At 68.3% G+C, this 21636-nt stretch carries 17 protein-coding genes; 8 read left to right on the top strand and 9 right to left on the bottom strand.

Annotation, left to right across the window (positions count from 1 at the left end):
* Positions 1-3 precede the first annotated feature (3 nt).
* A complete protein-coding gene (locus AC0662_RS03180) occupies positions 4-2823 on the bottom strand; it encodes a BTAD domain-containing putative transcriptional regulator (protein WP_478298152.1) in 2820 nt (939 codons plus the stop codon).
* A 171-nt stretch (positions 2824-2994) separates the two neighbouring features.
* Between AC0662_RS03180 and AC0662_RS03185 the strand changes: the two genes are divergently transcribed.
* Positions 2995-3573, top strand: a complete 579-nt coding sequence (locus AC0662_RS03185; RefSeq protein ID WP_478298154.1) for a LysE family translocator — start codon at positions 2995-2997, stop codon at positions 3571-3573.
* Here AC0662_RS03185 and AC0662_RS03190 read toward each other — a convergent pair.
* On the bottom strand, positions 3570-5603 hold the full coding sequence (locus tag AC0662_RS03190) for a phosphocholine-specific phospholipase C (protein ID WP_478298156.1): 2034 nt from the start codon (positions 5601-5603) through the stop codon (positions 3570-3572). The two genes, AC0662_RS03185 and AC0662_RS03190, sit on opposite strands and share 4 nt — an antisense overlap.
* A gap of 200 nt (positions 5604-5803) precedes the next feature.
* Between AC0662_RS03190 and AC0662_RS03195 the strand changes: the two genes are divergently transcribed.
* Positions 5804-6445, top strand: coding sequence for an NAD(P)H-dependent oxidoreductase (locus AC0662_RS03195; RefSeq protein ID WP_452198661.1), 642 nt, complete (start codon positions 5804-5806; stop codon positions 6443-6445).
* A 461-nt stretch (positions 6446-6906) separates the two neighbouring features.
* On the opposite strand, the gene AC0662_RS03200 is transcribed toward AC0662_RS03195, so the two are convergent.
* A complete protein-coding gene (locus tag AC0662_RS03200) occupies positions 6907-8925 on the bottom strand; it encodes an HNH endonuclease signature motif containing protein (RefSeq protein WP_478298158.1) in 2019 nt (672 codons plus the stop codon).
* A 201-nt stretch (positions 8926-9126) separates the two neighbouring features.
* Between AC0662_RS03200 and AC0662_RS03205 the strand changes: the two genes are divergently transcribed.
* Positions 9127-9768, top strand: a complete 642-nt coding sequence (locus AC0662_RS03205) for a histone deacetylase (RefSeq protein ID WP_478298160.1) — start codon at positions 9127-9129, stop codon at positions 9766-9768.
* Here AC0662_RS03205 and AC0662_RS03210 read toward each other — a convergent pair.
* Positions 9733-11775 carry a M6 family metalloprotease domain-containing protein gene (locus AC0662_RS03210; RefSeq protein ID WP_478298162.1) on the bottom strand — a complete coding sequence of 681 codons (2043 nt, stop codon included), beginning with the start codon at positions 11773-11775 and terminating at the stop codon, positions 9733-9735. The genes AC0662_RS03205 and AC0662_RS03210 overlap by 36 nt on opposite strands.
* A gap of 163 nt (positions 11776-11938) precedes the next feature.
* On the opposite strand from AC0662_RS03210, the gene AC0662_RS03215 reads away from it, so the two are divergent.
* Together AC0662_RS03215 and AC0662_RS03220 are read left to right on the top strand one after the other, a co-directional pair.
* Positions 11939-13300 (top strand): NAD-dependent succinate-semialdehyde dehydrogenase, encoded by a 1362-nt coding sequence (locus tag AC0662_RS03215; RefSeq protein WP_452198668.1) that lies wholly within the window; start codon positions 11939-11941, stop codon positions 13298-13300.
* An 81-nt stretch (positions 13301-13381) separates the two neighbouring features.
* Complete coding sequence (locus AC0662_RS03220) at positions 13382-14263, top strand: hypothetical protein (RefSeq protein WP_478298164.1); 882 nt, start codon at positions 13382-13384, stop codon at positions 14261-14263.
* On the opposite strand, the gene AC0662_RS03225 is transcribed toward AC0662_RS03220, so the two are convergent.
* Complete coding sequence (locus tag AC0662_RS03225) at positions 14218-14424, bottom strand: excalibur calcium-binding domain-containing protein (RefSeq protein ID WP_478300184.1); 207 nt, start codon at positions 14422-14424, stop codon at positions 14218-14220. The two genes, AC0662_RS03220 and AC0662_RS03225, sit on opposite strands and share 46 nt — an antisense overlap.
* On the opposite strand from AC0662_RS03225, the gene AC0662_RS03230 reads away from it, so the two are divergent.
* Positions 14360-14947: a hypothetical protein gene (locus AC0662_RS03230; RefSeq protein ID WP_478300219.1), complete on the top strand. Its 588-nt coding sequence runs from the start codon at positions 14360-14362 to the stop codon at positions 14945-14947. The genes AC0662_RS03225 and AC0662_RS03230 overlap by 65 nt on opposite strands.
* 47 nt (positions 14948-14994) lie before the next feature.
* Here AC0662_RS03230 and AC0662_RS03235 read toward each other — a convergent pair whose 3' ends face one another.
* Complete coding sequence (locus tag AC0662_RS03235; RefSeq protein WP_478298166.1) at positions 14995-15483, bottom strand: winged helix-turn-helix transcriptional regulator; 489 nt, start codon at positions 15481-15483, stop codon at positions 14995-14997.
* A 64-nt stretch (positions 15484-15547) separates the two neighbouring features.
* Between AC0662_RS03235 and AC0662_RS03240 the strand changes: the two genes are divergently transcribed.
* Positions 15548-16072 (top strand): PaaI family thioesterase, encoded by a 525-nt coding sequence (locus AC0662_RS03240; protein WP_452198674.1) that lies wholly within the window; start codon positions 15548-15550, stop codon positions 16070-16072.
* Here AC0662_RS03240 and AC0662_RS03245 read toward each other — a convergent pair.
* The 3 genes from AC0662_RS03245 to AC0662_RS03255 all read right to left on the bottom strand — a co-directional run bounded on the left by AC0662_RS03245 (position 16063) and on the right by AC0662_RS03255 (position 21234).
* Complete coding sequence (locus AC0662_RS03245) at positions 16063-17325, bottom strand: aspartate aminotransferase type Ic (protein WP_478298168.1); 1263 nt, start codon at positions 17323-17325, stop codon at positions 16063-16065. The two genes, AC0662_RS03240 and AC0662_RS03245, sit on opposite strands and share 10 nt — an antisense overlap.
* Positions 17326-17385: 60 nt before the next feature.
* On the bottom strand, positions 17386-19779 hold the full coding sequence (locus AC0662_RS03250) for a WD40/YVTN/BNR-like repeat-containing protein (RefSeq protein ID WP_478298171.1): 2394 nt from the start codon (positions 19777-19779) through the stop codon (positions 17386-17388).
* A gap of 63 nt (positions 19780-19842) precedes the next feature.
* Entirely contained in the window at positions 19843-21234 is a 1392-nt protein-coding gene (locus AC0662_RS03255; protein WP_478298173.1) for a hypothetical protein, read from the bottom strand.
* Positions 21235-21383: 149 nt separating this feature from the next.
* Between AC0662_RS03255 and AC0662_RS03260 the strand changes: the two genes are divergently transcribed.
* The gene (locus AC0662_RS03260) at positions 21384-21635 is read left to right on the top strand and encodes a hypothetical protein (RefSeq protein WP_478298175.1); all 252 of its coding nucleotides are present in this window, start codon (positions 21384-21386) and stop codon (positions 21633-21635) included.
* The last annotated feature ends 1 nt before the right edge of the window (position 21636 follow it).

Raw genomic sequence — 21636 nt, forward strand, 5'->3', positions numbered from 1 at the left:
GAATCATCCGGATCGGGTCAAGGCCCAGGCGACAACCTCGTAGCGGCTGGTCAGGTCGAGCTTCCGCCGGACGTGGTCGAGATGCGTTTCGACGGTACGGCGAGAGATGGTCAGGGATCTCGCGATGTCGTCGTTGCTGAGGCCCTGACCGGCCAGGTCCGCGACCTCGAGCTCGCGGCGGCTCAGCGGCCGGTCGTCGACGGTCGGCGTGGCGAGCGCGTCGAAGAGCAGTTCGTCCTGCGAGAGCTCCCGGCCCGCGGCCATCAGGCGCGCGGCCCGGCGTACGCCGATGTTCCGGCGGATCCGTTCCACGGCCGCGTCGCAGAAGGTGGTCATCGTGCCCGACATCCCGCCGCCCCCGCGGCTCAAGGCGGTGGCCGCGCCGGCGAGCCGGAGCGCGGCACGCGGGCGGCCCTCGTTGGCGGCCAGGCTCATCCCGGCCCACAACCACTCCGGATCCTCGATCAGACCGGAGGCGGCGCGGATCTGCTCGGCGACGGCGACGAGTTCGTGCCGGTGCACCGTCACGTCGCCGGCGACCGCCGCGGAGAACGCGATGCCGAGGCGTGCGGTCACGGTCATCGCGGCACCGCCACCGGCAAGGCTGATCTCCAGCGCTTCGCGGTAGTGCTCCTCGCCCTCCGCCCAGCGGCCGTCCTCGAACAGGATCAGGCCGAGAACCGTCAGCGCCCAGCCGCGACCACGTTCGTTGCCGGACCGGATGAACATCGCGAGGCTCTGTTCGCACAGTTCGGCCGCGAGCGACGTGTCGCCGCCGGAGGCCGTTGCGAGGGCGAGGTCGCGCAGGCTGCGCGCCGTACCGTGCTGGTCGCCGAAGGCGCGGCGCAGGTCGAGGCTCTGCTGGTAGGCGGTGCGCGCGGCCGGGTAGTCGCGCTGGCGCCAGGCGAGACGTCCGACTCTGGCGAGGGCGGCGGCGCGGATCTTGGGTTCGGCCGGGGCGTGGTCGAGGTACTGCTCGATGCGCGCGCGGGCCTCGTTCACCTGGCCGCGGTGCTCGGAGTAGTAGCCGAGTGTCGTGGCCAGGCGCAGCGCCAAGTCGGTGGGTTGGCGGCGGGCCCAGGCCAGCGCCGCGAGCAGGTTGGCCTCCTCGCGTTGCAGGTCGACGAGTGCGGCGGCACGTTCGAGGCCGCGGAGGCGGGCGTCGTTGCGGCGGGCGACGGCGAGGTAGTGCTGCGCGTGGCGCCGGCTCACCGCCTCGCTGTCCGCGTCGTCGGCGAAGACAATGACGGCGTACTGGCGGACCGGTTCGAGGAGGCGGAACCGGACGCGGCCGTCGGGCAGCGATTCGGTCAGGACGAGGGAGTGGTCGACGAGAGCCGTCAAAGCGGTCAGCAGGTCGTCGCCGAGATCGGTGATCGCCTCCAGGGCATCGAGGTCGAAGCCGCCGGTGAAGACCGCGAGATGCCCGAACAGGCGTTGTTGCGTTGATTGCAGGAGGCAATAACTGGAGTCGATCGCGGCGCGCATGGTCGCGGGCCGGCCGTGCTTCTCGTGCAGGAGCTGGGTCAGCCGTTCCAGCACCTGCTGCGTGGACAGCACGCGAACCCAGGCCGCGGCCAGCTCGATGGCCAGCGGCAGCCCGTCGAGCCGTCGGCAGATCTTGTGAACGACGTCGTCCGCCGCGAAGTCTGCGGTGACGAGTCGGGCGCGATCGGAGAACAGTTCCACGGAGGTCTGCTGTTTGAGCGGCGGGAGCCGATACACGTGCTCGCCGGACGCACCCAGCGGGACCCGGCTGGTCGCCAGGATCCGTACCTGGGGGCAGGTCTGGAGAACCTCACCCACGTACTGCGCGACGTCGCTCGCGATGTGCTCGCAGTTGTCGAGCACCAGCAGCAGCTCGCCGACCGCGTCGATCCCGACCCCGGGCGCCAGCTCCAGGGCGTCGGCCATCGCACCTTCCACAGCGCAGTCGACCGACTCGTCCGCCGCGAGCTCGGCCACCACGACAGGCAAGGTCTGGCGTCCGGCGAACTCCCTGCTGATCCGGGTCTTCCCGGCCCCGGGCGGGCCTGCGACAGTCACCAGCCGCGAGCCCGCCAGCATCTGTCCGACCCTGTCCAGCTCGCCCGCCCGCCCGAAGAACCGCGTGAGCTCCGGCGCGGGCCGCCGGTTAGTGGACGGCATCGGCGTGGCGAGGAGGTCGCGGTGGAGTGCCTGTAGTTCGGGGGCTGGATCCGTGCCGAGGTCTTCGGCCAGGCGTCGGCGCAGGCTCTCGTAGCGTTCGAGCGCCTCGGCCCGCCGGCCCGAGTCCCGGAGAGCCGTGAGCAGCCGGAGCCACAGCGACTCGCGCAGCGGATAGCGGGCGATCAGCTCCTGCAGTTCGGGGATGTGATCGGCGGTGGACTCGTCGACCCGCTGCTCCCAGGCGCCGAGGAAACGCTCGACGAGGGCCGGTACCTCGTGCTCCTCGAACCACGGCGACAACCCACCGAACGGGTCACCGCGCCACAACCCCAACGCCTCCTCGACACACCCCTCGTCGAGGAAACGCCGAAAGCGCAGTACGTCGATCGACTCGACCGGCAGCGCGAGCCGGTACCCCGACGGCTCGGTGACGACCGCCTCCTCACCGACCACGCGTCGCAGCCGGCCGACGTACGTCTGCAGACTCCCGCGCAGCCGTTGCGGCGGGTCCTCGGCCCAGAGCGCATGCCCCAGACCGTCGAACGACACCGTCCGCCCACAGTGCACCGCAAGCATCGCCAGCAAGGCCCGCACCTTACGGCCCGGAACCGGAATCGCCCGGCCGTCGCGGCGGATCTCGAACGGGCCGAGCAGCCGAATGTCGAGATGTCCCATCTCACCCCCGAGAAATGTGAACTTCCCACTTTACCGAGTGATCGGGTCGTCCGGACTGACAGCGAACTGGCAGCGCCGCCTCGTACCGTCACTGGCAACGGGCGACGCACGCCCATGATCGGGGGGATCATGCCGAGCGGGACAACAGTCCTGTCCTTTTGCCTGGCGGCCATGGTGGTGCTTGTCGTACCCGGGCCGTCGGTCGCGTACGTCGTCGCGTGCAGCCTGCGCCACGGCCGAACAGCGGGCCTGGCGTCTGTCGTCGGCCTCGAGCTCGGAGCGCTGCTGCACGTCGTCGCGGCCGCCGCTGGACTCGGCGCGGTCCTCGCCTCCGCACCCGGCATGTTCCGCGTGATCAGGTACGCCGGGGCCGCCTACCTGCTCGTGATGGGTCTGCGCGAACTCCGTCCCGCGAAGGAGGCCGGTGCCAAGCACCGAGCGGTGCCGAGAAGCCCGCTGCGGATGGTCCGCGACGGCATCCTGGTCGACCTGCTGAACCCGAAGACCATGCTGTTCTTCCTCGCGTTCCTGCCGCAGTTCGTCCGTCCGGCGGAGGGGTCCGGACCGACGCAGATCCTCGTCCTCGGCAGCTGCTTCGTGCTGCTGGCGGCGGCGTGCGACGCGACGTACGCCGTGGTCGCCGGGTTCCTGGCGCACCGCATCCACCGCTCGCCAGGGGCCCGGCGCAGGCTCAGGCAGACGACGGGCGGCGTCTACCTGAGCCTGGCCGGGTTGGCCGTTTTGACCTAGACGGTCTTGATCGCCGGGTCGCTGAGCCCGGAGGTGCCGTTCTCGATGTGGCCGGCGAAGCGGCGCAGGTACGTCGAGTCGGCGGCGGTGGTGATCGAGACGTCGTACCAGCGGTTCGTGGTGGTGACGGTCGACGTCGTGGTGCCCTTGCGGACGTCGAGGGTCTTGGGCGTACCGCCGTACGCGTTGGTGATCGTGACCTGGCGGGCGGCGTCGGAGGTGAAGGTGAGGTCGACGTTGCCGGTGGTCGCGTTCTCGCGGGCGGTGATCTCCAGGCCGGTGGCGGGCTTGCCCTTGAAGGTGCGGAGGAAGCCGTTCGGGCCGTGCACGGTGAGGTCGGTGACGCCGGCGGAGTAGACCGGGTTCCAGCTGTCGGCGACGGTCTTACCGGCTTCGGTGGTGTAGGTCCACGGGCCGTCGGTGCGGTTCGCGGACGTGATCAGGAACTGCGCGCCGGCGTGTGCCCCGGAGCTGAACGTCAGCTTGTACTTGCTGTCGGCAACGATGCCGTCGACGACCGGCGCGTAGGGCAACGGCCGGGTACGGCGGCGGCCGGGTTCCTGCGCCGGGAGCTTGCCGACCGCGGGCGGCGTCGGCACGTAGTCCGGGTGCCGCTTGTTGTCCGGCGGCTGGTAGGCGCTGGTGTCCGGGAGCTTCGCGGGCTGCGTGGCCGACGTACCGAAGTCGAACGCGGAGGAGAGGTCGCCGCAGATCGCCCGGCGCCACGGCGAGATGTTCGGCTCGTGCACGCCGAACCGGCTCTCCATGAAGCGGATGATCGACGTGTGGTCGAAGACCTCGGAGCAGGTGTAGCCGCCGGTACTCCACGGCGAGACCACGAGCATCGGAACGCGCTGCCCCAGACCGTAGGCGCCGTGCGCCGCCTTGTTGCCCGTGTAGAGATCAGGGCCGGCGTCGACGGTCGACAGGCCCTGGTTCGCATCCATCGGCGGGTACGGCGGGACGACGTGATCGAAGAAGCCGTCGTTCTCGTCGTACGTGATGAACAGTGCGGTCTTGCTCCACACCTCGGGGTTCGCGGTGAGCGCGTCGAGGACCTGGGAGATGTACCAGGCGCCGTAGTTCGCCGGCCAGTTCGGGTGCTCGGTGAACGCCTCCGGCGCGGCGATCCAGGAGATCTTCGGAAGCTGGTTGTTCTTCACGTCGGCGGCGAGTCGCGCGAAGAGGCTCTCGCCGGCCTTCGCGTTCGTGCCGGTGCGCGCCTTGTCGTACAAGGGATTCCCGGGCTGCGCGTTCCGGTAGGTGTTGAAGTAGAGCAGCGAGTTGTCGCCGTAGTTACCGCGGTACGCGTCGTCGATCCAGCCCCAGCCGTGGTCGCCGTCGAGGCCGTCGCCGATGTCCTGGTAGATCTTCCACGACACCCCGGCCTGCTCGAGCCGCTCGGGGTACGTCGTCCAGCCGTACCCGGCCTCGTCGTTGCCGAGCACCGGGCCACCGCCGGTGCCGTCGTTGCCCGTATAGCCGGTCCACATGTAGTACCGGTTCGGGTCGGTGGAGCCCATGAACGAGCAGTGGTACGCGTCGCACACCGTGAATTTGTCGGCGAGCGCGTAGTGGAACGGGATGTCCTCGCGGGTCAGGTACGCCATCGTGGTCGACGTCTTCGCCGGGATCCACTGGTCGTACTTGCCGCCGTTCACCGCCTGGTGCGCGTCGCCCCAGCTGTGCGCGAGGTCCTGGATGAACTGCAGACCGAGGTTGTCCGCCTCCGGCCGGAACGGCAGGATCTCCTTGCCGAGGGCATTCTTCTGGTGCCACACCGGCTGACCGCTGGGCAGCGTCACCGGCCGCGGATCACCGAACCCGCGGACGCCCTTGAGGGTGCCGAAGTAGTGGTCGAACGACCGGTTCTCCTGCATGAGTACGACGATGTGCTCGACGTCCTGGATGTCGCCGAAGCGGCGATGGGCCGGGATCGCGGCGGCCTGCTCGATACTGTTCGTCATCGCGGCAAGCGCGGCCGACGCTCCGGCAAGCTGCAGGAACCTTCGGCGATTAATGTCTGGCATGCGAGTCTCCTGTCGGGCGGTGGGGCGGATGGAGTCTGAAACACCAGGAATGCATCGCAGGCACCCTAATCTGAACGATTAACTGACGGAAGATGAACTCTGCTGTCCACCCCAGGTGACTTTCAAACCATTCCGAGCAACCACTTGGTGGCTGACTGCCGAGGTGAAGTGAGTTCACCCCGGCGCCCAACGGTGCGCTCGTGGTCAGCACGGCTACGCTGACCCAGCAGGCCCGCGAGAATGGTTGTGTGACCCACGTCCACATCATCTATGCGCATCCCAGTGACCGGGGCTTCACGCGTGAGGTTCTTGACGCGTTCGTGGGCGGGCTGGACGCCGCCGGCCACACGCACACGGTCTCGGATCTCTACGCGATGGAGTTCCGGTCGGAACTGAGTCTTGAGGAGTACGAGCGCGAGTCCGGCCAGCGGCCCGATGCGTCTGTTCCCGACGATGTCGCCGGTGAGCAGGCCAAGCTTGTTGCCGCGGACGTGTGGGTGTTCGTCTATCCGGTGTGGTGGGCCGATTGCCCTGCGCGGCTCAAGGGCTGGTTCGATCGCGTGTGGACGGTGGGGTTCGCGCGTAAGCCGGCGGTCGTGCAGGTTGCTGAGCAGGCGTTGGTGCTGTGTACGGCGGGGTACACGATCGCCGAGCTTGAGTCGTCGGGCTGTTACCAGGCGATGAAGACCACGATGCTCACCGACCGGATCGGAGAGCGAGCACGGTCGAGTGAGTTCGTTGTGTTCGGCGGTTCGGTGCTGCGCGATGACGATCTCGAGCGCTGGTCGGCTCTGAGCGCGGAGCACCTGGCGCAGGCCGACAAGCTCGCGCGCTCGATCTGAACCTCTGCAGCTGGAGGTGGTCCTCCTCGGACATGGTCGCGCCGGACGTGATTGTTCCTGATGCGTTTGGGGTTGGGGTGGGGTCTGATGGGCAGGTGGGCGGTATCTGCCGTGGGGCATCGGGTCGGCCCAGCCGGGGCGGGCGCCGTGGACGACACCGTTGCTGAGGTGGATGGTCCGCGTGCCGGCGTGCAGGCGTGCCGGCGTGCAGGCGTGCAGGTCGCGGTGGCAGCGTTCACAGAGGAGGACGAGGTTGCTGCAAGCTGGCCGCGTCTAGGCAGCGGTAGTTGTGCGAGCCTCCGCGGAGTCAGGCCACCCGTTGGCAGGGTTTACGGAGGAGGACGAGGTTGCTGCAAGGTGGCCGCGTTTAGGCAGCGGTGGTTGTGTGAGGCTCCGGGGAGTCAGGCCACCCGTTGGCAGGGTTTACGGAGGAGGACGAGGTTGCTGCAAGCTGGCCGCGTTTAGGCAGCGGTAGTTGTGTGAGGCTCCGCGGAGTCATGCCAACCGTCGGCAGTACAGGGGTCAAGTTTGGAACCGTCGGCAGGGCTGCACTCGTTGTCGCCAGAGACCGCGGCAAGGTCACCCCACGGGTCGAACGCGACGGTGGTGCTCGGGCTGAGGTCGCTGTGAGGATCGACCTGTGCGAGCGAGCTGCCGCCGTCGCCCCAAGGATCGAAGTCAGCGGCGGGTGGGTGCGTTCGAGTGCGGGCAGGCCGTTCGTCAGGCGCGTCGCCCCAGGGGTTGAGGCGGGCGGCGTCCTCTGCGCTGATCCAGGGTGGATCGGTGTCACGCGGCCAGACCCGTGCGGGAAGGCCGGGCAGGCCTGCGCCGGGGGTAGCTGCGCCGGGGGTGCCTGCGCCGGGCATGTCTGCGCGGGGCGTGCCTGCGCCGGGGGTGGCTGCGCCGGGTGTGTCTGCAGCGGGGGTGGCTGAGCTGGGTGTGGTTGCGGTAGACGTGGTTGCGGCGGTTGGTGGGCGGTATTTGCCGCGCGGGACGCGATCGGGCGTGGCCCAGGTGGGGCGGGTGACGTGGACGATGCCGTTGGTGATGTGGATGTCCCAGCTGCCGGCGTGCAGGTCGCGGTGGCAGCGTTTACAGAGGAGGACGAGGTTGTTGATTTTGGTTTCGCCGCCGTCGATCCAGCTGGTGACGTGGTGGGCGTCGCAGTAGATGGGTGGGGCTCCGCAGCAGACGCAGCCTTTGTCGCGGGTGATGAGAGCTTTGCGTATGGGGCCGGTGGCGAGCCGTACGGTGGTGCCGACGTCCAGGGGCTGGGAGTCCGAGCCGAGGACGATCGGCAGGATGTGGGCGTCGCAGGCGAGTCGGCGGATGGTGGCCGCGGACAGGTTGCCGCCGTAGATCAGCTGACCTGTCGCGGTCGCCGCAGCCGCCTTGAGGTCGTTGAAGTCGATGGTGACGGTGATGTGCGGCTTCACGCCGTGCCCGGCACGAGCCGGGCTCGCGCCGCCGGCACCAGCCGCGCCGCCGGAACCAGCCGCGCCGCCGGCACGAGTCGCGCCGCCGGCGGCAGCCGGGTTCGCGCCGGCACGAGTTGCACCGCCGGTCCGAGTCGCGCTGCGAGCACTCGTCGCGCTGTCGTCGGCCGAACCCGTCGCGTTCTCGGGCGTTCCCGCGCCGGCGGTGCGGTCACCTGCAAGGTTGCTGGTGCTGGTGCCGGTGTTGTAGGTGTTGTGGGCGTTGGTGCCGCCGAGGATGGTGGTGAGGGCGTCGGCCTGGCGTTTGTCGCGGCTGCGGGGGTCCAGGGCGCCGTCGATGGTTTTGTGGAGTTTCGCGTGAGTGTGGATCAGGGTGCGGAACAGTTCGGCGTTCTCGTTCGCCAGGAACCCGCTGAAGGTGACGCCGTTGTCGGCCGTTTTCAGCCGTAGTGTCTCGCGGTCGTAGGCCTTCTGCTCGGCGGGCTCGGGGCCGTCGGTGTCGAGACGATCGCGGATCTGGGTGGCGGCTTTGCGGAGGTCGAGCGGGCCGTGCGTGCGGCCGAGCTCGACCATTTCCCGCTCGGCGACCGCCAGGTCCTCGACCGGCACCGTGGTCGGCAACTTATCCAGCGCGGACACGATCGCCTCAGCCTGCGCCGGATGCAACAGCACCCCACCACCCACATCGCCCTCACCCACATCGCCCTCACCGGTGTCGCTGTGGGTGTCGCTGTGGGTGGTCTCGGGATCGTGGTCGGGATTGGGATCGGGGAGTGCGTCCGCGACCGCGGGGTACTTCGACAGCGCGTTGGCCAGGTGGACATCGCGGCGTGCCTTGGTGGCGTCGATGCGGTAGCGGAAGGTCAGGAACCGGGCCGTGGTGCCGGCACCGACGTCCTTGGCGTAGCCGATGGTCTCCAGGCCCGCGGTCAGGTGCAGAGCGAGGGTCTCGAGGCGGGCGATCTCGGCGTACGTGGCGTCGAGAGTCGACACCATCTCGCCGCCACTCATCGACCACACCGGTCGCTCCCCGAGAATCTCCATACCCACACCGTAGACACCCCTCCGACACTTTTCAAACCCGAAAGCCCTTATTTTCAAGGGACTTCGGCAATCGAATTTATCCACAGCGCCGCAATTCTGTGCATAAGGTGCGAGGATGACTCGTGAACGTGGTAGGCCCGGCGCGACAATCGTTGCTACCAGCAACCAGTACGCCGGCTCGACGGAGGAGCGGGGAGATCTGTGGAAAGCATTTGGTACGTCGCCTATGGATCGAACCTCGCTCTCGAACGCTTCACGTGCTACATCTCCGGAGGCCGTCCACGCGGTGGCGCGCGGGTGTACCCGGGGTGCCGCAACCAGGACCCACCGCAGAAGACCACCGCCGTCACGGTTCCCGGCGGCCTGGTGTTCGCCGGCGCCTCCAAGGTCTGGGGCGGCGGCTCAGCCTTCTACAACCCGTCCGCACCCACGCAGTTGGCCGGCCGCGCGTACCTCCTCACCCCGGACCAGTTGGGCGACGTCGCAGCCCAAGAGATGTGGCGCGACCCCGGCGGCCCCTTCGCCCTCGAGGTCACCGCCCTCCTCCCGAACGTGGACCGCCTCCACACGATCGGCCCGGGCCGCTACGAGACCCTGATCCGACTAGGCGAACTCGACGGCCTCCCGATGTTCACAGTCACCCACGGAACAGTCGCCGACCTCACCCCGGTAGCCCCAACCGCGCCGTACCTCCACTGGATAGCCACCGGCCTAGCCGAGTCCCACGGCTGGGGGATCGACCAGATCGTGGAGTACCTGTATGCGGCGCCGGGAGTCCAGAAAGCCTGGACGCCCGGCGCGTTGCGGTCAGTGCTTGATGGCGATGCAGGTGGCGGTGGATGACTTGGTGGGGTCGCTTTCGGAGGTGGCGGTGAGAGTGATTTTGGCGAGGGGGCCGGTGCCTGCCTTGGTGTAGACGGGGACGGTGGTTTGCTGGCCGGCGTTCGCGGTGGCGAGTGCATTGGGGAGGGCGATGGGCCAGCCGTTGGACTTCGCGGACAAGCGGTAGACATCGCCCTTCAGGTACGGCCCAGTACCGGCCTTGCCGGTGTTGGTCAGGCGGAAGTTACAGGTCCGGACGCCGCTGCGGTCCGGTTTCGCGACCGTCGGCAGGAGGCGTACGCCGCGCTTCTGCGGACCCGAGCCGTCGAGGGATCGGACCGCGACGGTGTAGGACAGCTGGCCCTTGGCGTCGCGGTGCACGTTGGTGATGTAGAAGTGCAGCCGGTTCGCGGTGTCGGTGTACTCGTACTCGCTGCCCGAGTTCGTCCCCGCGTGGAACAGTGCGTCGGACAACTGACGGTAGTCGCCGATCGTGATCGGAACCTTCGTCCCGTCGGGCAGGACGTAGTCCGTCAGGTTGATGTCCTGCGGGTTCGCGTCGATGACCCACTCGAACGGCGCCCGGTCCTCGTTCTTCGTCTTCGCCAGCAGTACGCCGGAATCGGGCGTGAACGAGTCGGTGCCCATCCGGTCCACCACCTCGACCGTGTAGTTCTGGTACCCACGGCCGTCGCAGAGCGGATCCTTGTTCACGTCGCAGGGCGCATCGAGATCACCGGCGCTACCGAGTTCGATGTTGATGCCGGACAGATCCTTCGCGCCCGGGTTCACGCTGCGCGCGGTGACGTTCGCGATCACGACGCCCGATGACGCGAGCGCCTCACGGGACAACCGCAGTACGTTCTGGTCGTCGACCATCTGCAGCTTGATCTTGTTGCGCAGCATGTGTTGTGCGCCCATCGACGCGCCGCCGGTCGCGGGGATCATCCACCGGCTGTGCGGTCCACCCGGACCGTTGAAACTGCCCCGGGACAGCATCTCCCAGATGCCGGTGTACGCGCGTCTTGCCGGGATGCCGTACGGGTTGTTGTAGTTGTCGCCGATCCCGAGGATGTGACTGAACTCGTGCGCGAAGACCGCCATCCCCGAGCTCTCCGCCTGGGTCGACGAGCCGCCGCCCGCGTTCGGCCAGATCGACGATCCAGCCGCCCATGACGTCCAGTCGACGTACCGGGTGTCCGACCAGTTCTTCTGCGCGGGATCCGGCGGGCCGAAGGCTTCCGACACGTCCTCCTTGGTCGGGAACTTCATCATCCCGAACTCCTGCCAGGTCGACGACTCGTCCTGGCCGGCGCTGAGGAAGAACACGAAGTCATAGCCGGCGGGTACCTCGGTCCCTTGGTCGGCGACCCACGCCGCACGACCGTCGGTGCGGATGTCCTTGGTGCAGGTGTCGCCGGCCGGGCAGCTCGCACCACCCTGGAATTCCATGCCGTACTCGTGCGACTTGCCCGGCATCCGGTACGGGCCGAAGGCGGTCAGGTCGACGCCGTAGCGGCCGGCGGAATCCTCCATCCAGTACTCGTGCAGGGTGTGGCCGTGGTTCAGCGGCTCGGGGGTGTTGAGGAAGTTCCGGTAGAACTGCGCGACCTGATCCCGCGGTACGCCGTTCGCCGCGGCACTCGGATTGCCGAAGGCGGTCGACCCCTTGGGCTTGGTGATGACGAAGTCCTGGTTCGGGTAGTCGAGCAGCACGAGCGCACCCTTGAAGGTCCGCTCCGATCCCTTGACAGCCGGGTCGGCCCAGTTAGTTCCCGGTGGTTTGACGTAGTCGCTCCACGTCATGTGATCCGGGTTCTCCCAGTTCTGCGGGTCGATCGGCCCCGGCAGTCCCTGGGAGACAGTGGTCGCGACCCGCTTGTCCTGTCCAGACTCCTGCCACGGCTGCTTCTGCGGCCAATGCGGGAACTGCCAGGCGTTCACGGGATCCGGGGGAGCAGTAGCACTCGGCGAAGCAAGCGCCACCGAAGGCACCGACACAGCGGCCAGCACAGCAACCAGCCGCACAACACGACGAAACTTCCGTTGCTCAGACACGGGCGGGCATCCGATCCTCAGCGGGGCGGTACAACGGGCTCCTCGAGCATGCCTGGTGAGACGGCGGTACCACAACAGATCGGCTCACTGTATACAGTATGGTGAATTGGCGACCGCGATGGATGGAGGGTTTATGTACTCGGTGACGGATCCGGTGACGGGGGTGTTGGTGGAGGAAGTGGGGAACTCGACGGGGGAGGAGGTTCGGGCGGCGGTTGCGCGGGTGCATGCGGCGTACCCGGGGTGGCGGGGGCGGGGTGTGGGGGAGCGGGCGGCGGTCGTGGCGCGGGCGGCGGAGCTGTTTGCGGAGCGGGCGGACGAGCTCGCGGGGATCATGACGCTGGAGATGGGCAAGCGGGTCAGCGAAGGGCTGGGTGAGGTCGGCATCGTGGTCGACATCTTCCGGTACTACGCGGAGCGCGGGCCGGCGTTGCTCGCGGACGAGCCGATCGACATCAAAGGTGGTCAGGCCGTCATCACCAAGGGCCCGATCGGCGCGCTGCTCGGGATCATGCCGTGGAACTTCCCGTGCTACCAGGTGGCCCGGTTCGTCGCGCCGAATCTCGTGCTCGGGAACACGATCCTGCTGAAGCACGCCTCGATCTGCCCGCGGTCCGCGCGCGCCATCGAGGAGATCCTGCACGCGGCCGGCGTACCGGACGACGTGTACGTGAACACGTTCGCGTCGAGCCGCCAGATCCCCGCGATCCTCGAGGACCCGCGGATCGCCGGCGTCTCGCTGACCGGGAGCGAACAGGCCGGTATCGCGGTCGCCGCCGAAGCCGGGAAGAACCTCAAGAAGACCGTGCTCGAGCTCGGGGGATCGGACCCACTGGTCATCCTCGACACCGACGACCTGGACGAAACGGTCAACGCCACCGCGACCGCACGGATGCGCAACTGCGGCCAGTCCTGCAACGCACCGAAACGCATGATCGTGCTCGCCGACCTCTACGACGAGTACGTCGACCGCCTGACGAAACGCGTCGCGGAGTACTACGTCCCCGGCGACCCCTCCGATCCAGCGACGAAGCTCCCGCCGCTCGCCTCGATCGCGGCCGCCGACGAGGTCGCCGCGCAGGTCGAGAAGGCGGTCGAGCAAGGAGCGACGCTCCGCACCGGCGGCCGTCGCATCGGCCCCGGCGCGTACCTCGAGGCCACTGTCCTCACCGACGTGACTCCCGCGATGGACGCGTACTACGAAGAGATCTTCGGCCCCGTCGTGATTGTCTTCAAGGCGGCCGACGAGGACGACGCCGTACGGCTGGCGAACGACACGCCGTTCGGACTGGGCGCCTCGGTGTGGGGTACCGACCCCGATCGCAACCGCCGCGTCGCCGACCGGATCGACGCCGGCATGGTCTACCTGAACCGCGCCGGCGGCTCGCAGGCCGACCTGCCGTTCGGCGGCATCAAACGCTCCGGCCTCGGCCGCGAACTCGGCCCGGCCGGCATCGAGGAGTTCATGAACAAGAAGTCCATCCGGATCCGCTGACAGGAACCGGTCATCTCGTCGTCCGCTCGTGAACAGCGCATACTGACGGCACACTCCGAGCTCGTGCCGAGGGGGCCGACGATGACCGTGCCCGGTGAGTACTCCATCAAGACCTACCGCTACCTGCGGATGGCGATGGTGGCGATGATCGTCCTCCTCGGCGCCGCTCTGGTGATCGAGTGGTCGAAGACCGATCCGCATTGCCTGCAGACCTCGATCAGCGCGTACTACTACACGCCGGTCCGCGCGATCTTCGTCGGCGGACTGATCACCATCGGCGTCTGCATGGTGGTGCTGAAGGGCAACACCGAGACCGAGGACATCCTGCTCAACGTCGCCGGAATCCTCGCGCTGGTGGTCGCGCTGGTTCCGACGCCCGGCCAAGGCGCCTGTCGCTCGGTGCCTGTCGCACTCGGCGACGCGGCGCCGAACGTCTCGAACAACATGCTGGCGGTGTTCGTGGTCGGCGTACCCTGCCTGCTGCTGACCGCGTTCTTCATCGCCCGGGACCGGATGCGGCAGCCGGCCGGGTGGACCCCGATGTACGTGCTGGGGCTCGGGATCGCGGTACTGATCTTCGTCGGCGGGCTGGTGTGGTTCCTCGCCGACCGGTCCGGGTTCATCGGCAACGCGCACTACGCGTCCGCGATCGTGATGTTCGTCTGCATCGTCGCGGTCGTGCTGCTGAACGCGGAGCAGTACCGGCGCAAGCAACGCAAGCACGCGGTCCCGCACTCACCGGCCAACCGGTACTCCGTGATCGCGGTGGCGATGGTCGCGGTACCGCTGTTCATGTTTGTCTGGAAGAAGGCGTTCGGCTGGGACCACGCCGTGCTGTGGATCGAGGGCACGCTGATCGTGCTGTTCGCGGCCTTCTGGATCAGCCAGACGCAGGAGCTGTGGACCGCCGGGATCCGTCAGGAGTTACCGCGGTCGCCGCAGGCCACGCCGTCACCGTTGTGATCGAGCTCCGGGGAGTATCCGGGATCGCCACGGTGCAGCGGCGCCTTGCCGGCGGCCCGGACCTGGTCACAGTTCTGGTACACCACTGTGGCCGTGGTGGGAGTGGTCGTCGGAGTGGTCGTCGGAGTCGGCGGTGCTGCGGAGGTCGACGCCGTGGTCACGGCCTTCGGTGACGTCGGAGATGCAGTCGGCGTCGGTGTAGGTGTAGGTGTCGGCGTGAGGGCCGTCGAAGTGCTGGTCGATGTCGGCGAAGGTTTTGGAGTGGTCTGCACCGGAGTCGGAGTCGGCGTCTGCACGGCCACCGTCGTCGGTGTCTCGCTGACCGGCGCCGGGGTGGTGTGTGTCGCCCGTGGCAGCGTCGGTCGTGATGACGGTGCGAGTACTGGCGCCGAACTCGTGGACTCCTCGCCGCTGAACGGGTACGCGAGTACCAGTGTCATCAGCGCGACCGGGACCACGATGACCGCCAGTGCGGTCGTCCGGCGCGGTCCGCCGTACCTGCCGATCGGTCCGCGGACCGGTTTACCGTGCTTGTCCACCCAGAACGCCCAGCGTGCCGGTGGCGGTCCCCAGGCTTCCGGCGGTTGCCATCGTCGCGGTGGTCGCCAGTCCGGTCGCGGCGGTGCGGGCCACTCCGGTGGTGCATTGAACTGCCTCACTGAATTCCTCCCCGAGGCAGCCTAGCGACTACTCGCCGGGAAGATGCAGCTACCCGCCGAATCCCTTGTATTTCATACGTTTGAGCGTCGTCGAGCTCCTGGTCCAGGACGCGGTACGGCGTCCCTCGGCGAGGTCACCGAGTGGCCTGCTTCGCACCGCAGCTCGGTGTGCACGGGCGCGCCGCAGTCGCGGTGCTCGATGCTGAGCGGCGACCCCTCGGGGCCGGCGAGGTACTTGTCGCCCCAGTCCCGGATCGCGATCAGGATCGGGTAGAGATCGAGGCCCTGCTCGGTGAGGCGGTACTCGTACCGCTGCCGCGCGCCCGGTTCGCGGTACGGCGTCCGGCGCAGGATCCCGTGCTCGACGAGCGTGGCGAGCCGGTTGGACAGCACCTGACGCGGAATGTCGGTGCGCACCCGGAGATCGTCGAACCGGCGGATGCCGTTGAACACCTCACGCAGTACGACGACCGTCCAGCGTTCGCCGAGGATCTCCATGGTTCGCCCGATCGGGCAGTTCTCCACCGACCAGTCGAGCGCGTTGTAGATGGTCAGGCTCATCCGATCAGCGTAATGCGCTCTAGGTCTCGTTGACAGACCCAGCTGGTGATGTGAGGCTCGGTCCATGACGGAGACTCAGACCGGGACTCAGCAGACGGCCCGGAGCCGGACGTTCACCTGGACGGACCCGGCCGAGACGGCGGCGCAGATCGGCCGCGCGTCCGGGCTGGAGACGCTGCGGGCGATGCAGGACGGGCGACTGCCGGCGCCGCCGATCCTGCAACTGGTCGGGGCGACCGGGTTCGAAGCCGAAGAGGGCAAGGTGACTGTGTCCATGCCGGCAGCCGAGTTCCACTACAACCCGCTCGGCTCGATGCACGGCGGCGTGATCGCGACCCTGCTCGACACCGCCGCCGGCTGCACCGTCCACTCGACGCTGCCGGCCGGCGTCGGCTACACCTCGCTGGACCTGATGACGCGGTTCATCAAGCCCGTGACGGTCGACTCAGGCGTACTGCGTTGCGTGGGAGCCATCATCAGCCGCGGTCGTCGTACGGCGGTCGCGGAGTCCCACCTGTACGACGAACGCGGCAAGCTGCTCGCCCACGCGACGTCGACCTGCCTGATCTTCGAGCTGCCTCAGGCCTGATCGGCGAGCAGCTTCTCGCCCGCGACCAGCCGCACGCAGGTGGCCAGACCGGTGATCGCGGCCTCGACCTCCGGCAGCTCCGGGTACGTCGGGGCGATCCGGATCACCTGGTCCGTCGGGTCGTCGCCGTACGGGTGGGTGGCGCCGGCCGGCGTGATCGCGATCCCGGCCGCCTTCGCCTTCGCGACCACCTCGCGGGCGCAGCCCTCCGGAACCTCCAGGCTGATGAAGTAGCCACCGGCCGGGGCGGTCCAGGACGCGAAGTCGGTGCCACCGAGCTCAGCCGTGAGGATCTTGTCGACCACGTCGAACTTCGGCCGGATCAGGTCGGCCAGCGTCCGCATGTGATCGCGCAGCCCGTCGGCGTCCCGCAGGAACTGCACGTGCCGCAGCTGGTTGATCTTGTCCGGGCCGATGCTCCGCTTGATCGTGTGGCTCAGCCACCACTTGATGTTGTCCGGCGACGATCCGAAGAACGCGATGCCTGCGCCGGCGAAGGTGATCTTCGAGCTCGACCCGAACACGAACGCGCGGTCCGGGTGCCCGTTCTCGGCGCACAGCGCGAGGACGTCGGCGAGCTGTGCGGGGGAGTCGGTCAGGTGGTGCACGGCGTACGCGTTGTCCCAGAAGATCCGGAAGTCCGGCGCCGCGGTCTCCATCGCGGCCAGCCGCCGGACCGTCTCGTCGGAGTACACCGTGCCGTCCGGGTTGCTGTACTTCGGGACGCACCAGATGCCCTTGATCGCGGAGTCCTCGGCGACCAGCCGCTCGACGACATCCATGTCCGGGCCCTCGGGCGTCATCGGCACCGGGATCATCTTGATCCCGTAGCGCTCGCAGATGCCGAAGTGCCGGTCGTAGCCCGGGACCGGGCAGAGGAACGACAGCCCTTCCACGTCGGCCCAGCGGGTCTCCGCGCCTGGCACCTTCCCGAGCAGCGCGAAGACGACCGCGTCGTGCATCAGCTCGAGGCTCGAGTTCCCGGCGGCGAGCAGCTGCTCGACCGGCACCTGGAGGTCCTCGGCGAAGATCGCCCGTACCTCGGGCAGCCCCTGCAGGCCGCCGTAGTTCCGCAGGTCGGTCCCGTCCGCGCTGATCGGCTCACCGCTCAGCTCGAGCACGCCGTTCGCCGCATCGAGCTGCTTGGGCGACGGCTTCCCGCGCGTCAGATCCAGCTTGAGACCCCTGGCCACCAGCGCCTCGTAGTCCTGGCGCGCACGCTCGACCTGGGCAGTCAGCTCATCGACACTCACGGGGAGTCCTTTCACAAGTACCGGGGGATTCGCCCCAAGCCTAGTGACCTCCACCACGCCCTACTTCGGGAGGTCCATCTCCACCGTGTAATACCCACCCCCGGCCGGCGGCACATCAAACGCAGCCACCAACAACTTCCCACCATCGACCACCCCCGCCACCAGCCCCTGCCGCCCAGCCCCCTTAGCCCGCCCACCCGGAACCGCGATCGCCTTCCACACCCGCCCATCCCGACTGAACCAGGCAGCCGCGTCGGCCTCGTCGTCGGTGCCCGTCGTGCCGAGTGCGATCAGACCGTTCGGGACGGAGACCAGCTCGCCGGTGAATGCCCGGCTGGGTACGGCGATCTGGTTCGTCCACGTCAGGCCGCCGTCTTCGGAGGTCCACGTCACCCAGCCGCCCTCGGTGTCGTCCTCCGTGCGGCTGTAGTCGCCGAACGCGACCAGCGTGTTCCCGATGCGTCCGAGACCTTGGACATTCGCCGAGGAGACGCGCTTCGCGAGCGGCAGGTTCACCACCGTCTTCCAGTCGGTGCCGTTCGCCGACAACCAGACGGCCGGGGTCCCGTCGCCGCGATCGCCGCCGGCGACGAAGCGCGAGCCGACCGCGAGCACCGTCGTCATCCCGGCCTCACCCGTGCCCACCGTCCGCAGGTTCTGGCCAGGGGTACGGCGCGCGCTCGAGCCGCCGGACTTGGTCGGCAGCACCGTGCCTCCGACGCCCTCGACCCATCTCCGGCCATCCTTGGAGTACGCGGACCAGGCGTCCGTGTGCCCGGCGCCGTCCTGGCGCCCGCCCACCACTACCCAGCCCGACGGGCCCACCGCGATCGCGGCGGCGCTCGGTCCGCCGTACGGCGAGCGCGAGCCGACACCGAACACCGGCGAATCGGCCTCGGTCCAATGGCCGTTCGTGCCTCGGACCCAGACCGCGGCCCGGCGCCCGATCGCCAGGTTCTTCTCGCCGACGGCGGCCACGCGCCCGTCCGTGGTCGCGGCGGCGTTCTGGATGTAGTTGCGTACGCCGACCTTCCGCCCGGGCAACGTGGTGGCTTGCCAGGTCGAGCCGGACTGTGTCCAACCGGTCGGATCGTTCGACACGTCGCCCACCGCGGCCAGCTCCTTGCCTGCTCGCAGGATCTTGCCCACATCCGCCGAGGGCCGGCCGCCGGACAGTTCGGGAGCCAGCGCGACGGGGGAGACGCGCGCCTCGGCGTACCGCCAGATCGCCGGCTCGGTCGAACCGCTCCGGTCGTTCGAACCGACCATGACCACGTCGTTGCCGACGGCCACCGAGTCGGTGATGAGTTGGGTGCCGCGAGCGCGCTGGCTGTTCGCGTCGGTGCCGTCGGCGAGCTGTGCCCAGGTAGGCCCGACGGCGACGGTCGTATCGACCGTGGTGGTGGAGACCTGGGCGGTGGCGACCCAGTCCTTCCCGGCTTTGACCAGCGTGCCAGGGATGTCCTCGTACGCCGAGCCGAGCGTCCACGGAGTCGCCGCGACCTGCCACGAGGCGCCAGTGGGACCGCCCTCGACCACGAGCGTGTCCCACGAGTTGTTCACCTCGTCGAAGCCACCGCCCTGGACGAGCGCCACGAACTTCCCGTCGCCGACGGCGAGCGCGTTGTTGTAAACGCTGTAGTCCTTCGCGACGTCGCCCCGCACCGCAGCGGTCCGGAAGTGCTGACCGCCGTCGGTGGAGTACCAGTACTGCAGCCGGTCGGTCTGCTTGGCATTGTCCGGTGTGGACAGGTTTCCGGCGATCACGATGGTTTTGCCGGAGGCAACGATGTCGTCGCCGGTCACCTCGCCCGGGACGGTCTGTTCGAGGCCGATCGAGGGACCTTCGGTGCGGCGCCAGGTGACACCGTCCGTGGACTGCCAGTAGACGAGGTGATTGCCGCCGACGGTGCTGCCGCCGACGATCGCGAACCCCGTCGCGGTGGCGGTGACATCTCTGAGGTAGTCCGTCTTCCGGATCACCTTGGGATCGTCGGCCAGGTGCTGCCACGTCGTCCCGTCGGCACTGTGCCACAGGACCGTGCTCGGTCCGTCGCCGATGGCAACGAATCCTGCCGGTCCGGCGGCCATCTCCGTCACGCCTTCGAAGGGGTGCGATCGGGCGACCGAATCCGTGTCGAGATGGCCGCGGGTCCAGGTCTTGCCCGCGTCGTCGCTGCTCAGGAACAGGGCTCTGCTGAGGTTGTCCGATTCCTCGAACCCACCGGCGACCACTCGCTGGCCGCGGGCGGCAACTGTCTGCAGGGCCTGATTGGTCCGATCACCTGCGGGTGCGGTCTTCTCGGCTGCTTGTGGGGTTGTTGGTTGGCTGAAGTCGACGGGCTTTGCCGCCGGCTGGTCGGTGGCGGGTGGGTCTGACTTGGCGGACGACGTACAGCCGGCCAGGACGATGACCAGGCAGGTGGTGATGATGCGGAGCCCCAGGCGCTTCATGCATGGAAGTTTACGGAGAGTCAGCGGCGCTGTGGGGCTTCGAGATGGAACCTGTGGATAACTTCAACCGATTGTTGTCAGGAACAACGACTGGCCGGCGTCGGTCTTGGTGGCGTCGACGCCGTTGGACCGGGTGGAGTCGTCCTTCTCCTCGCCGCCCTCGCCACCGCAGTTCGACTTGCAGTTCGACGAGCGGTGCTCGAACGGGACGTGCACCGTGTTCAGCTCGAACAGGTTGCGGCGTTCCCAGCCGCCGTGCAGGTTCAGGTCGGAGTCCAGGTCGTTGCCAATGACAACATTTCCGGAGGAGGACCACTGCAGCGTCAGGTGTCGTAGGCCGCGGGAGATGTTGCGGGCGTAGATCGAGTCCCAGACCCGTGAACCGCGCAGGTACCCGTTGCCGCCCTTGCCCTTGTTCCAGGCGCCGTCGAAGACGTTGTCCTGGATCTGCAGGTGCTTGGCCTCCTCGGTGACGATCGCGTGCGAGCCGGTCATCGTGGTCCGGATACCGCGCACCCACGAGTTCGCTGCCCACTTCAGCACGATGCCGTGCACCTCGTCGGCGGGCGCCAGGTTGCCGTAGTTGTGAACCGCGTCGGCGGGCTTGGCGTCGACCGGCTGGGTGATCGAGAAGTTCTCCAGGCCGACGCCGAGCACCGGGTCGACGAGCGGCGAGAGCTTCGACGGATACACCTTCTTGGCGATCTTCTCCGACCCGTCCGACGTCGAGTCGACCGGTACGTCGTACTCCAGCGGCTTGTCGATCGTGACGGTGTGCTGTGCCTCGTCGACTGCCTTGACGGTGAAGATCTGCTGCCGCATGTGCAGGTTCTGCAGGTCGTGGTCGGTCGGCAACGCCTGCTGCTGTTGGTAGAACTTCATAGTGTTCGCGGACCGGACGTTCACGTACCCGCCGGGCTTCACGGTGTCCAGCTTGGCCTTCTCGTCCAGGTAGATCACCGTTTCGCCGGTCTTCGCCGAGAAGCCCGCACCACCAGGCTTCTCGCGCAGCTTCAGGCCCGCCTTCCAGTGCACATTGACGGTGCCCTCGAAGAGGTCCTTGCGGTTCGCGGGCGCCTTCTCGTATGCCTCCTGGTAGTCCGGATCCACGGCCCGGCTCTGCACCCGGAACAGCCCGCGGCCCGGCCACAGCCAGCCCCCGGTACCGTCCTCGAACTCCATCCCGTCCTCGTCCCAGTCGCCGCCGTCCTTGGTCAGCGCGTCGTACCGGGTGTTCTCGTCCGGGCGGAACACGAACGTGGTCTTGTCCGCCCCGGCACCACGGACCACCAGGTAGTCCGCGTCGACGCCGAGCTGCTTCGAGACGTCGAGCTGACCCGCGGGCAGCTCGATCAGCGAGAGCTTGTCGTACGACGCCTGCGCCGAGCAGCCGGTCCGGATCGCGTCGATCGGCTTCTGCAGACCATCGCAGTCGTCCTTCGAGTCGTTCGGCACGACGCCGTACTCGCTCTGCAGGCGGTCGGCGCTGATGCGGCACTTCTGGTCCGGCGTGAGTTTCGAGTCGTCGGGCAGGCCGGCGCCTTCGCGGTACCCGGCCTTGCTCCAGTCCGGCAGCCCGGGGACCGGCGTACGACGGTTTCGCCGTGGTCAGGTTGAGGGTCGGGAGCTTCGCGGTGATCGGCGTCGCGGTCGGCACCGGAGCCGTTCCGCTGGCCGGCGGTGGTGCGGAGGCGCCGGCCTTCCCGGCCTTCTTCGCCGACGCGTCCGCCGGCGTGCCGTCGCGCGTCACCAGTACGACGATGACGGTGGCGATCAGCGCCCCCAGCACGAAACTAATCAGACCAGTGACCGCGATCTTGCGACGCCGCACTGTCCCCACCCCCCAGGTCGGTTAGA

The organism is Kribbella sp. NPDC043289 (assembly GCF_056436705.1).

Coding starts and splice junctions, on each gene's coding strand:
- AC0662_RS03250 (WP_478298171.1), bottom strand. CDS start 19,779: ATGAAGCGCCTGGGGCTCCGCATCATCACCACCTGCCTGGTCATCGTC.
- AC0662_RS03220 (WP_478298164.1), top strand. CDS start 13,382: ATGACCGTGCCCGGTGAGTACTCCATCAAGACCTACCGCTACCTGCGG.
- AC0662_RS03215 (WP_452198668.1), top strand. CDS start 11,939: ATGTACTCGGTGACGGATCCGGTGACGGGGGTGTTGGTGGAGGAAGTG.
- AC0662_RS03190 (WP_478298156.1), bottom strand. CDS start 5,603: ATGCCAGACATTAATCGCCGAAGGTTCCTGCAGCTTGCCGGAGCGTCG.
- AC0662_RS03200 (WP_478298158.1), bottom strand. CDS start 8,925: ATGGAGATTCTCGGGGAGCGACCGGTGTGGTCGATGAGTGGCGGCGAG.
- AC0662_RS03235 (WP_478298166.1), bottom strand. CDS start 15,483: ATGAGCCTGACCATCTACAACGCGCTCGACTGGTCGGTGGAGAACTGC.
- AC0662_RS03180 (WP_478298152.1), bottom strand. CDS start 2,823: ATGGGACATCTCGACATTCGGCTGCTCGGCCCGTTCGAGATCCGCCGC.
- AC0662_RS03185 (WP_478298154.1), top strand. CDS start 2,995: ATGGTGGTGCTTGTCGTACCCGGGCCGTCGGTCGCGTACGTCGTCGCG.
- AC0662_RS03240 (WP_452198674.1), top strand. CDS start 15,548: ATGACGGAGACTCAGACCGGGACTCAGCAGACGGCCCGGAGCCGGACG.